Here is a 13,444-nt window from a genome sequence, read left to right as displayed (position 1 = left end):
ATACTAAGTTTAAATATTTTATGGCCCTTTTTATCTCATTTTTTTAACTTTGCTCATTCTCCCAAAAATATATGAAAGAAAATATAGTTGTTTTAGGTTCAAACGGACAAATTGGCACCGAATTGGTAACCATGTTGCGCAAAATATATGGCGATGATCATGTTGTTGCTTGCGATATCCGTAGACCAGATTATGATATAAAAAACTCGGCTCCTTTTGAGTTTGTGAATGTACTTGATAAGGAAATGATAAATGGTATTTTTAAAAAGTACAAGCCAACACAGGTTTATTTATTGGCGGCACTTTTATCCGCCACAGGCGAGCAAAATCCAAAACTTGCATGGGATTTAAACATGAACGGATTGTTAAACGTTTTGGATTTGGCACTCGAATATAAAACTGCAAAAGTTTATTGGCCAAGTTCAATCGCGGTATTCGGTCCAAATTCGCCAAAAGATAATACACCACAATATTGTACGATGGACCCAAATACGGTTTATGGTATTAGTAAATTGGCGGGCGAGCGCTGGTGCGAATATTATCATCAAAAATATGGTTTAGATGTTAGAAGCATTCGCTACCCGGGTTTAATCAGCTGGAAAGCCGCTCCAGGTGGCGGAACAACAGATTATGCCATTCATATTTTCCACGATGCATTGAAGAAGGGTAGTTACCAGAGTTTTCTAAATGCAGGCTCCGAATTGCCAATGATGTATATGGATGATGCCATTCGCGGTACTATTGAACTAATGGATGCACCTGCCGATAAAATTTCGGTTAGAAGCAGTTATAATTTTGGAGGTGTTAGTTTTACGCCAGAAACTTTAGCAACAGAAATCAGGAAACATATTCCGGATTTTAAATTAACTTACGGCGATAAAGATCCTCGTCAGCAAATTGCTGATAGCTGGCCTCGTTCTATTGATGATAGCGTTGCTGCAAAAGACTGGAATTGGAAACCTGAGTACGATTTATCGAAACTCACAATTGATATGTTAAATAATTTAAAAAAATAAAAAGGTAAAATTGGTTAACTGTTTAAATTGGTTAATCGTTATTGAGCATAAGTTAAACAGTTTAAGCAATTAAACAATTAACCCTTCTCGATACTAAATACTTGATACTAAAAAATGGGAAGAGCATTCGAATTTAGAAAAGAAAGAAAATTCAAACGTTGGTCTAAAATGGCTGTACAATTTACCCGTATTGGTAAGGATATTGTAATGGCAGTTAAAGAGTCGGGCCCAAATCCTGAAACCAATTCGCGTTTACGTACGGCAATGCAGAATGCAAAGGCTGTAAATATGCCAAAAGATAGGGTAGAAGCTGCAATTAAACGTGCATCGGATAAATCGATGGCAAATTATGAGGAAATTGTTTACGAAGGTTATGCACCACACGGCGTTGCTGTTTTAATTGAAACCGCTACCGATAATACAAACCGTACCGTAGCAAATGTGCGCAGTTATTTCAATAAAACTGACGGCTCTTTAGGCAAAACCGGGTCATTAGATTTTATTTTTAACCGTAAATCTATCTTTAGATTTGTACCTGCAGATGGTTTAGATTTGGAAGAATTGGAGTTTGAATTGATTGATGCTGGCTTGGAAGAATTATATGTCGAAGCCGATGAAGAAGGAAACGATATTGCAGTAGCGCAAGGTGCTTTCGAAAACTTTGGTTCGTTACAGAAAGCGTTGGAAGAAAAAGGCATTGAATTAAAAAGCTCGAAATTGGAGCGTATTGCACTTTCGCACCACGAAGTTACAGAAGAACAAGCTGCCGATGTTTTAAAACTGATTGATAAATTAGAGGAGGATGATGATGTGCAGGCCGTTTATCACAACATGGCAGAATAATTAACTTTTATATTTCATAAAAAGGGCTTGGAGATTATTTCTTCAAGCTTTTTTTGTTTAGCCTATTTTATTTGAAGAGCAAGTTCATTGCTCATCGGTTTCAGCAGTCCCGCCACCATTTCAAGTCCTCGCCCGAAGAAAAATCGGGCTCCGGGCTTTCCATTATGTCGGGTCTAGTTTACTTAGGTTAACTTAAGTAAATCAACCATTGGGTAGCCTCATTGATAGGAATAAATTTTCGAATGCTGAGCAGAATCTATATTTTATGAATAGTTACACCAACATTGGTATTGCCTATGATAAATATCGTAATTGTTATTATAGGTTTTTAAGATTTCCTTCAAGCACAGCTGGGGTAATGATGTGTAGTGTTATTGTTTTAGACAAAGATTTTAATGTTTTAATGGAGCAAAAGATAGATAATAACGTTTATTCAGTTAACCAATATTTCATATCTGAAAAAGGTTTAGCTTTTTTTAACCATAAACTTTACCAAGCCGACAATAGTAAGATTGTTTTTGATGTTTTTACAATAAAGATATAAGTCATGAAAAAATTAACGCATTTATTTTTATTGGCTATTCTGTTTTTCTCTTGTCAACAAAGCAAAACTTATAATAATCAATTTGAAACAAAGCATCTTGAGCTCATTTTGAAAAGAGGCTCGCTGGCAGAAAAATATAAAAAGTTATTGTTATTCCAGGTGTTGGCTGTACAGGATGCATATCAGATGCGCAAATTGCCTTTATTAAAAATTATAAAGATGTAAGCACGCTGTATATATTTACTGCAATTGCCGATATGAAATTATTTAAAAATTCCGTTCCAACCGATGCCTTTAATTACGGCAATACATTTTTAGATATAGAGAATCAACTTTTAAAAATCGGCTTTAATTCAGTATATCCATCTAAATTGATTTTTAAAGATACAATTGTAGAAATACAACCACTTTAAAATAAGAATGATAAATCTGAATTTAAAAAAATAAATGAATGAAAACTATTGCAATAATCATATTTCTTAATTCGTTTCACTTATTCTGCAAAGCTCAAGTAATTGATAGTGCATTTGCTCGTATATTTTACATAATGAACCATAAATGCGATACGCTTAACAAAGATAGCGTTTATAAAGAAAATATGATTTTACTGGTTGGCAAAAATGCTTCCATTTTTAGTAGTTACGATAAAATAAAACAAGCTAAAAATATTAAAGAACAAGCACTTGAACAAGCTAAAAATAGAGTTGATAATAACCCTATAAAGTATAAAGTTACAGGATTAACAAAAATCTACACCGATGAAATATTTCAGCACCAGGCAGAGCGCAAAAGATTTATAAAAGAATTTCTGGTTAGAAATTATTTGTATGAGGAACCTTTAGAAGAAATTGATTGGAATTTGACTAGTGAAACGAAAAATTTTAGAAAAATAATCACCCAGAAAGCGACGGCAACTTATAAAGGGCGGCAATGGATTGCTTGGTTTGCTCCAGATATTCCATTTAGTACTGGTCCCTGGAAGCTACATGGTTTACCTGGTTTAATAATTGAAGCATACGATAAAAATAGAGAAATTGAATTTTTATTTAGTGGTTTTGAAAGTGTAATATCTTCTAAAAGCCAGTCTGATATATTTAGCTACGATAAATCTGCTATTATTACGTTGCCAAAAAAAGTTATTACCGTTTCTATAAGCGAGATTAATAAATTAAAAGATTCCATGTACAAAAATCCAAAGGTATTTACATTGGGTCAATTATTGGCTACTGGTGGTTTCGCCGATGATGATAATGATATGCTGGGCATGAGTTACAGCAAAATAAATAACCCTATAGAACTACCAGTAAAATAAGCAATGGTAAAATGCTGGACTTTGTGTTTTTTTTTATTCATTTCATCATTTTGTTTCGCTCAGATAACCATTAACGGAACTGTAACTGATAGTTTAAAAAAGTCTATTGCTAATGCAACTATCAGTTTAAAAGCAAATCAGTTGGTTTAAAATTTACCCGGACAGATCAGTTTGGGAAATATAGTTTTAACACCAACATACCCGGAGAAGATTCTTATTTAATTGAGGCACGTTGCTTTGGTTACCAAACACGAACAATTAAGTTTAACAAAAACATAACATACGATTTTGTATTAAAAGAGGCAGCCATTAATTTACAGGATGTTAATGTAAAACATAAACCCGTAATTACTCAAAGAGGAGATACATTAAATTATCGAACAGCCGATTATGCTAAAACAGATGATAGAAGTATTGGTGATGTATTAAAAAAAGTACCAGGCATAAATGTGGCAGAGAACGGAAAAATATCTTATAATAATAAACCCATTTCTAATCTCTATATCGATGGAGATAATTTACTTGATGATAAATATAATATTGGCACAAAAAGCATCGAACACAAAATAGTTACCAATATTCAAGTTATCGATCGAGATCAGCCGATTAAAATGCTGCAAAAAAATAATCTAAGTACCGATGTTGCAATCAATTTGGTATTAGATAAAACGGTTATATTGAAGGTAATGGGAAATGCCAAAATTGGAGCAGGTTTACCCGATAAATACGATAGCAATATTGATGTGATGATGTTTAGACCGGAAATAAAATTTTTAAATAATTTTTCAGGAAACAACATTGGCATTGATATAAGCGATGATGTTGTATCGCACAATAAAGGTAATTCTGGCGGTAATGATAAGCTTCCTAATCAACTTTCAAGTGGTGTTGCACAGGTGCCATATTTACAAAAGAATAGATATTTGCTAAACAACTCCGGCATTTTAAATACAAATTATTTATATAAATTTTCTGCTGATAAACAGATTAAAACCAATATTTACTATTTTTTTGATAGTCGCAGACAGCAAAATAGCTATTTCTCAAGTTACTTTTTACCTTCAGATACCATAAGTTATACAGAACATCAATACAATAAAGTTCGAAATCAAAATTTATATGCACTTGTTAACTATATTGATAATAGCGCAAATCATTATATCAATGATAAATTAACATTCGAATACTTTCCGCAGCGTAATAAGGCTGCTATTCAAGGTGTTGAAATGCCTTTTCAACAATTGTTGCTTCAAAAATCATTTAATTTTTCAAATGAGCTTAAATATTTGCAAAATTTAAAATCTGGAAATATATTAAACCTTAATTCTATAATTCAATATACTACACAAGATGAGGAACTCAATTTAAATCCTGGTTTAAATGCTAAATCACTAAACCAGGGTGTAGCTTATAAATTATTAAACCAACAGGTAAATACACCTTCTTTATATACAAACAACTACATCAGCTACAGCAGAAACAGTAATCATTTTGTATACTCTCTACAATCTGGATTTTCATTTCAACATATAGATTTTAATTCAAATCTTTTTAAAACATTAAATAACAACCAAAGGCAACCAATAACTAATGGATTTAATCAGTTTAACTGGAACAAATTGAAGCTATACCTTACACCCCAGCTTGATTATAAAACTGAATCTATACTGTTAACCTTATATGCTCCCATATCTTTTAATCATGTTTCTTATGGAAGAAATTATCAGCGTTTGTTTATTAATCCGTCAGTTAATTTTAGATATATTATAAACCAAGAGAATAAATTAAATGCAAGTTATAGTTTCAGCCAAAATATGGGTAAGGTTGATAATATTTTCGATGGTTATATATTAAAGTCTTATCGCTCATTATACACAAACATTAACGAATTGCCTTTTTACAAAACGAATGCTGCCACGCTTGGCTTTCGCCATCAAAAAGCTGTAAGTTTATTTTTCGCAAATGGGCAATTATCCTACACCAATACAATTTACAATAATATCACTCAAAGTGTTGTAAATGATGTTGCTACCGTATTAAATACACTTCTATTACCAAATAGTGTAAATCAACTCAATATTTCTGCCTCTATTGGTAAATATCTAACCAGCTTAAATACCAATTTAGCAATAGATATTAATATGGGAAATACTACAGGACTGCAACTACAAAATGCAGAAAGTTTTCGTTATCAGAATAGAACTTACAGCGCTGGAATTACTGATAATTCTGCAATTACTAAAAACATCAGTTTAGATTATAGAGGTTTTTACACCTTAGCGGTTAATAATCTTGCGCAAAGCCACAAACTTAAACTTAATCAGATTAGGCAAAATATATCAGTTAGTATGAAGTTGGTTAAAGATATCAGGTTGAATTATAATATCAATCATTATTTTATACATCAAACGGGACGGCCAAACTTGAACTATTTTTTTAATGACGTTTTGCTTAAGTACAGTTTCCTGAAAATAAAAACAGATTTTGAACTAGGCGTAAATAACATTGCTAATATTAAGAAGTTCAATTCCTACTATATTAATCTAAACAATTACATTTCTTCTGAATACGAAATACAAGGTCGTTTTTTAATGCTGAGAGCAATTTTTGCAATAAATTAGAATGAAAAATTTTAGCTAAATAAAAAAATAATTATTTCTTATGAGAAAACAACCAAGGCAAAAGCTGTGGCTCGGCGAATGCGCTGTCCCAGCTATTATGATTTGCATTTGGATACAATGTAAACTTTACTTCTTTACCAACCGTTTTTAAACGCTCTGCAATTGCCATTGAAAATTCTGGAGCAACAACATCATCTTTTGCTCCATGAAATATCCAAAGTGGAATATGCTTATATTTTTTGATGTTATTAGTGTTGTCGCCACCACAAATTGCAAATGCTGCAGCAAAGGTTTTACGCTGTCTTCTCAACAACTCATAAGTACCCATTCCACCCATTGATAAACCACCAACGTAAACCTGTTCTTTGTTAACGAAAGGTTTTTTTAGAAAATCTTTAACCATATTTTGCAAAGCATGCATGGCTTTCGTTGGTTTACCACCTTCTACGAAATTGAAATTTCGCTTGCCTTTATCGTCTGTTGTAATGTTTACGTTTGCCCAATAGCTGTCACTTCCACATTGTGGAAAAACGACAATTGCAGGGAAATTTCTTCTAACCTCATCCTTTACAAATAGTTTTGCACCATGCGTTAGTTGTTTTTCGTTATCATTTCCACTTTCACCACGGCCATGAAGCACTAATAAAACAGGATATTTTTGAGCAGGATTAAAATTTTCTGGGAAAAGGATTCTATAATTAATGGAATCTTTTCCTTTTATAAAGTTGCCTCTCTCATATTTACTTAAGTCCTGGGCTTTCAATGCCAAAACGAATAAAGATATGCAAAACGTTAAAATGATGTTTTTCATAAAACAAAATTAAAAAACCCCGGCTATTTCGCAACAGCTCGGGGTGTAACTAACCATTTTTTTTTAAATTATTTCAATGAGAAAGAAGCTTCTTTAACATCTTTAGAGTTTGTGCCGATATAGAGTTTAAAATCTCCCGGTTCGGCCACAAATTTCAAATCAGAATTGTAAAATTTCAAATCGTTTTCAGCAATGCTAAACGTAACATTTTTGGTTTCGCCAGCTTTTAAATAAATCTTTTGAAAACCTTTTAATTCCTTAACTGGGCGTGTAATGCTTCCGATTAAATCTTGTGTGTAAAGCTGCACAACTTCTTTTCCACCAACGCTTCCATTATTGGTAACCGGAATGGTTGCAGTAAAGCTTTTACCTTTCGTAAGTGTGTTCGAGCTAAGTTTAATATCGCCGTAAGTAAAGGTTGTATAACTTAAGCCGTAACCGAAGGGGAAAAGTGGATCATTGCTTACATCTAAATAATTTGAGCGAAATTTCTCAAACCATTTACCTTCTGCCAATGGGCGACCGGTATTTTTATGAGCATAAAAAATTGGAACCTGACCAACATTTTGAGGGAAAGTAGCACTTAATTTACCTGAAGGATTAACATCACCAAAAAGTACATCGGAAATTGCATTTCCAGCTTCGCTACCCGGAAACCATACATTTAAAATTGCAGGGATATTTTCGTTTTCCCATTTCAAAGCTAACGGACGACCAGTAAACAGAACCAAAACAATAGGTTTACCGGTTTTCGCTAATTCTTTCAATAGATTTTTTTGTGTTTCAGGCATTTGAATATCCGTTACGCTACTCGCTTCGCCAGTAAATTCAGAACCTTCACCAAGAACAGCTACCACCACATCAGATTTTTTTGCAACGTTAACCGCTTCTTTAATCATGTCTTCTTCGCTTCTAGAATCGCGTATGTAAGTTTTATTGTGAATGTTTACGTAACGATGTTCAGCTACTGAATCTGCAAGGAAATTAGCACCGCGAGCCGTTAAAATTTTTGCATTTTCGCCCAAAGCATTTTTCATGCCTTGTAAAACTGTAACTGATTTATCGAATAGTGCAGCAACACTCCATGTTCCATACATATTAGCAGTATTGTCAACCAAAGGACCAACCAAACCGATAGTACCAGATTTTTTCAAAGGCAATACATTATTTTGATTTTTTAACAAAACAAAGCTTTCGGCTGCAATCTCCCTAGCCGCCTGACGGTTTTGAGGGGTGAAAACTTCAGTTTCTGCTCTTTTTTGGTCGCAAAATTTATAAGGGTTTTCGAATAAGCCTAGCTTGTATTTAGCTTGAAGAATTAAACGACAAGCACGGTTAATTTGTTCAATATTTACTTTTTTCTCTGCTAAGGATTTTTTCAGTGTTCCTAAAAATCCTTCGCCAACCATATCCATATCTACGCCGGCGTTTAATGCCAATGCAGAAACAGTTTGTAAATCGCCCATACCATGCGCAATCATTTCTGGAATACCTGTATAATCTGTAACTACAAAACCTTTAAAGCCCCATTGGTTGCGCAAAACCTCTGTCATTAACCATTTGCTTCCTGTTGCAGGTATTCCATCAACTTCGTTAAAAGATGCCATAATACTAGCCGCACCAGCATCTACAGCTGCTTTGTATGGAGGCAAGTATTCATTATACATTCGTACTTTACTCATATCGGTGGTATTGTAATCTCTACCAGCTTCCGCAGCACCATAAAGCGCATAGTGTTTTACACAGGCTAAAATCTGATTGTTCGACTTTAAATCACCTTGGTAACCTTTAACCATTGCTTTTGCAATCGCCGAACCTAAATAAGCATCTTCTCCGTTACCTTCTGAAATACGGCCCCAACGTGGGTCGCGGGAAATATCAACCATAGGAGAGAAGGTCCAGTTAATACCGCTGGCACTTGCTTCTATAGCTGCAATTCTTGCAGATTTTTCTACTGCGTACATATCCCAGGTTGCACTCATACCCAAAGGGATAGGGAAAACAGTATTATAACCGTGGATAACATCCATTCCGAAAAGCAAAGGAATTTTCAGCCTGCTTTCTTCTACGGCAACTTTTTGAACGGCTGAAATTTTATCTACCCCTTTAATGTTAAATAAACCACCAACTTGCCCACTTCTGATTTTTTTACCGATGTCGCTACTATTGGCTTGTCCGGTTGTAATATCTCCCGAACTTGGTAAATTTAACTGTCCGATTTTTTCATCAACCGTCATTTTAGCCATTAAATTATTGATAAAGGCATTCATTTTTGCCTCCTCAGCAGATATGGGCTTTTTTGTTTGGGCGAAACTGTTTATCGCCATCACAAAAATTAAACTAAATAGGATGTTCGCTTTTCTCATTATATTGTGTGTTATTCTTTTACTAATGTGAGTTATGGGTTTAAAAAAACATATCTTGTTCTAAATCTATGTTTCGTGTTAATTGAGAGTATTTTTTGTCTTGGCCAGACGGGCTTCTTTCTTTTGAAACATCAAAAGAAACAAAAATGTCCGGCTGAAAATTTTTCTATTAAGGTCAGTAAGTTGGCTTTGACTTCAGAAAAATTTGTTAGGCCGGTGATGAGTGGAACGTGGATTTTGTGCTCAGGCTTAGCCAATCGTTCATGCATGTTTTTAAATTTAATACTCATAATTCACGTTTTACTAATCAACTTTTTTAACCTCAGTTTTTGATGATACACCATTTTCATTAATAGCCTCTATTGAAAAATAATAGGCTTTTTGGCTATCCATTGCTTTAAACCAATGTTCGTTAAAATCATGTATCATGATGCAATTGTAAAGCTTATCTGGTGCTGTGCCGTAATATAAATTGTAGGCAAAAGCATTATCAACAGGTTGCCATTTGATGTATGCGCTACGCTTATCTTTTTCGGTTCTCAACACAATTAAATTCTTAACTGCATCAGGTTTTTGACCGTTTCCGTTGCCAAATACGCGTAAACCACTAATCGCAAATTTCCCGGTTGGCATGTGGATATTTACCATTTTGAGAAAACGGGTTTTTATTGGTTTTTCTAGCTCGATGTAGTCATGCGGAACATCTGTTTTATTCTGGCTTTTATCTATAAGAATTGTCCAGTTTTTTCCATCCGTGGATGATAAGATTTTATATTGATGGAAGATCCCAGTTTGCTTTCCAATAAATTCAGCATCCTGATCTGCATAATTAATTTGAATGGCATTTACCGTGGCTAAACTTCCTAAATCGGTTTGAATCCATTCACCGTTATTCGATGTTTTGGCGCTCCAATAGGTTTTTATGCTTTCATCTACAGCGTTATTGGCATTAAAACTTCCTAATGTTGATGAAACGGTAACCGGTTTTTTATAGTTAATTAACATCCATCCCGGTCCGGCTGGCCCACCTTCTTTTCTTTCAGATGGTAAATAAAGTGGATAATCGCCAAAGGCTGTATTTGTCCACATTACATCATCCTTATCAAAACCTGTTGGCCAAATACCCATTCTTCTTTCCCAGGTATTTTTTACACAAATTATGCTTGTTGATATGTGCCAGTATTGTTTGTTGTTATCTTGAAATGTTGCCCCATGACCAGCGCCTCGAGAAAATCCACCACCTTTGTAACTTAAAGGATCAGACTGCGGCGTAAATGGACTATCATAAAATAAAGCTTTTGTGCCAACTACTACACCGTCAGAATAGCCACTAAATTCGGTTCCTGGTGCACCATATTGAAAGTAATACTTTCCGTTATGTTTGGTCATCCATGCACCTTCGGCAAAAGGATCGAGAAATGTATCATCCATGTATTCACCAAAGCGCTGCCATCCATACCTCCAACTTTGGAGTAAATACATTGGCGTACGTGTGCCAATTGGTTTAAAAGTTTTTCTGTCTAACTCCACACCATACATTGGGTAATTGTTACTGCTTCCATTGTACATGTAAAATTTACCATCATCATCAGTAAAAAAAGCTGGGTCCCAACCGCCGATTTCCAATGAATCGACCAAAGGGAACCACTTATTACCTAAAGGATCTGTACTGCCCCACAAAGTGAAATTTTTAGTGTATGTACTCCCGAAAACCACTACTGTATCACCAATAATGCCAACGCCTGGCGCACAAAGTTCATCTTTTGTTTTATTCCATGGGCGAAGAAATTTGCGTTCTATAAACTTCCAATTCAACATATCCGAACTGTGCCAATAGCCCCATTGATTTGTGCTGAATAATAAATATTCCCCCTTGTAATTTACGATAACCGGATCTGCAGTAGCACGATGTCTTCCCCATTCTGTAAAAGATTCAAATGGTGTATAACCATAATCAACATTAATCGGATTACAGTACGTTTTTTGCTTTTGTGCAAGTGCCGCGTAAACGGAAAGAAGGAGTGTAAATAATAGTATAGTTTTTTTCATATTTTTAGCCACAGATTAACAGATTATTAATTTATAACTCTTTTATATTGCAAAGATTTTTCATTAAAATTTATTATAAGGCCAACCTCTAATTTGGCAATGCCTAAATAATTAATAAGCTGAGCGTAATGTTCATCAATTATTCCAGCCTTCGATTTTATTTCTACAATAATCTCATCATAAATAAGAAAGTCAGCATAAAATTTATGAGGTAAAATTGTTCCTTTATAATTAATAAGATATTCCTGTTCTCTTTTGTATGGTATATCTCTAGTGATCAATTCATATTCAATTGCATCTTTATAAACTATCTCTAATAAGCCTTTACCTAAAATTCGATGTACTTCCATAGCAATTCCAATAATATTATAGGTTTCATCTTGGAGTGGATAATCATCTTGATTATAAATTTTGGTCTTGTACATTATTGATTTAGCTTTAACCGATAAAGGATAATGACAATTTTAAATCTGTTAATCTGTGGCAAACTTATTTTTTCAGCAACATTAATTACTATAGTTCAGGGCTTGTAAAATCTAATTTTAATAAACCCTTTTTAACATCCGGACTACTCATAAATAATTTCCATAATAAACCTGAGCGGTAATTTTCTATCATCACAACCATAGGGCCTTGGTCTATACCTAAATATCTTTTTGGATACCAGTTATCTGTTTCTGAAAAAGCATCATAAAAACCGTATTTGCCCCAAACCTTGTCGCCTAAATTTTCGTAAAGATGTCTGATAACTTTAATTGACTCATTTGGTGTGTATGGAATAGATGAAATTGCTGCTGTTGGAGAAATTACGCCAAAATCTTCTTGTGGATTATGTGCTGCATAACCCTTAACGGAGTAACTCGCTGTTAAACCCCAATTGTTTGTTCCGTAACCTTTAAATCCCTTTGGATTTTTTACGCAATAGTCGTGAATGGCTAAAGTGTGATTTACGTTATTTTTCCAATAATCTGCATAACGGTCTTTTAAGCCTTTCGGGTTTAAACCTAAATATGAGTAATGTGCCCAAAATAAAGGACCCACAGAATTTTTCGGCCCTTGATAATCAAGTGTGAATGGATGGCCATATAACTCAAACTTAGTTTTAATTGCACCTTGGCGAGCCCAGCCTTCATGGTAAACAGAAGCAGGTACAGTATGAGTAGGAGAGGATGCGGCTAAAATGTACATGATTAAACATTCATTGTAACCTTTAACAGGGAAATTCATTTCCCATTTATATTCTGGCGACCAATGCCAATAAAGCACATTTTGGTTGCCGTTTCTATACCAATTAAAATCGATGCCACGCCAAAGTACATCAGCCTTTTTGGCTAATGCTTTTTCAGCAACTGAACCATTTTTATAATATTGATTTATGCAGATTAATGCTTGTGCAACAAACGAAGTTTCAACCAAATCGCCGCCATTATCTTTTCGTCCAAACGGACGAACTTTCCCAGTTTCGCCATAGATCCAATGTGGCCACGCACCGTGAAAGCGGTCTGCCTTTTCAAGAAAACTTAAAATTTTATTTAATCTGGCTAAGCCTTCTTTTTTAGTAACGTAACCTCTATCTATTCCACTTAAAATAGCCATCAAACCAAAGCCTGTTGCCCCAGTTGCTACAGTACTTTTATCGTTTTCAGGATAAATATTGTCAGCATGGTATCTTTCTCTTCCAGCTCCTGATGTTGGTTCAGCACCGTCCCAGAAATATTGGAATGTTTGTTTTTGCACAACATCAAGCAATTGGTCATCACTAAGATTTTTCTTAATAACAGGTGCACTTTTTATGGTTTCGAAAGATTGAGCGCCTGCGTTAATTTGGCTGCTCGCTACGATTAAAATAATTAGAAAGGTTTTTAAAGTGTATTTCATTTAA

At 34.4% G+C, this 13,444-nt stretch carries 10 protein-coding genes; 5 read left to right on the top strand and 5 right to left on the bottom strand.

The window, feature by feature from the left end:
- Positions 1-71: 71 nt before the first annotated feature.
- The 5 genes from QWY86_RS09200 (at position 72) to QWY86_RS09180 (ending at position 6,336) form a co-directional block, all read left to right on the top strand.
- Positions 72-1,016, top strand: a complete 945-nt coding sequence (locus QWY86_RS09200; protein ID WP_290241160.1) for an NAD-dependent epimerase/dehydratase family protein — start codon at positions 72-74, stop codon at positions 1,014-1,016.
- Between the two features lie 114 nt (positions 1,017-1,130).
- Entirely contained in the window at positions 1,131-1,859 is a 729-nt protein-coding gene (locus QWY86_RS09195) for a YebC/PmpR family DNA-binding transcriptional regulator (RefSeq protein ID WP_290241158.1), read from the top strand.
- A 265-nt stretch (positions 1,860-2,124) separates the two neighbouring features.
- The gene (locus QWY86_RS09190; RefSeq protein WP_290241156.1) at positions 2,125-2,403 is read left to right on the top strand and encodes a DUF4221 family protein; all 279 of its coding nucleotides are present in this window, start codon (positions 2,125-2,127) and stop codon (positions 2,401-2,403) included.
- A 451-nt stretch (positions 2,404-2,854) separates the two neighbouring features.
- Complete coding sequence (locus QWY86_RS09185; RefSeq protein ID WP_290241154.1) at positions 2,855-3,715, top strand: GLPGLI family protein; 861 nt, start codon at positions 2,855-2,857, stop codon at positions 3,713-3,715.
- A 449-nt stretch (positions 3,716-4,164) separates the two neighbouring features.
- The gene (locus tag QWY86_RS09180) at positions 4,165-6,336 is read left to right on the top strand and encodes a TonB-dependent receptor (protein ID WP_290241152.1); all 2,172 of its coding nucleotides are present in this window, start codon (positions 4,165-4,167) and stop codon (positions 6,334-6,336) included.
- 31 nt (positions 6,337-6,367) lie between these two features.
- On the opposite strand, the gene QWY86_RS09175 is transcribed toward QWY86_RS09180, so the two are convergent.
- The 5 genes from QWY86_RS09175 to QWY86_RS09155 form a co-directional block, all read right to left on the bottom strand.
- Entirely contained in the window at positions 6,368-7,147 is a 780-nt protein-coding gene (locus QWY86_RS09175; protein WP_290241150.1) for a carboxylesterase family protein, read from the bottom strand.
- A 68-nt stretch (positions 7,148-7,215) separates the two neighbouring features.
- Positions 7,216-9,513, bottom strand: a complete 2,298-nt coding sequence (gene bglX / locus QWY86_RS09170; protein WP_290241148.1) for a beta-glucosidase BglX — start codon at positions 9,511-9,513, stop codon at positions 7,216-7,218.
- 303 nt (positions 9,514-9,816) lie between these two features.
- Complete coding sequence (locus QWY86_RS09165) at positions 9,817-11,562, bottom strand: discoidin domain-containing protein (protein ID WP_290241145.1); 1,746 nt, start codon at positions 11,560-11,562, stop codon at positions 9,817-9,819.
- 26 nt (positions 11,563-11,588) lie between these two features.
- Entirely contained in the window at positions 11,589-11,987 is a 399-nt protein-coding gene (locus QWY86_RS09160; RefSeq protein ID WP_290241143.1) for a GxxExxY protein, read from the bottom strand.
- Between the two features lie 88 nt (positions 11,988-12,075).
- Entirely contained in the window at positions 12,076-13,440 is a 1,365-nt protein-coding gene (locus tag QWY86_RS09155; RefSeq protein ID WP_290241141.1) for a glucoamylase family protein, read from the bottom strand.
- Positions 13,441-13,444 lie beyond the last annotated feature (4 nt).

Source organism: Pedobacter aquatilis, from assembly GCF_030409415.1.
Lineage (GTDB): Bacteria > Bacteroidota > Bacteroidia > Sphingobacteriales > Sphingobacteriaceae > Pedobacter > Pedobacter aquatilis.
The sequence above is the reverse complement of the archived record's forward strand: the minus strand, read 5'-3'. Positions and strand labels throughout refer to the sequence as shown.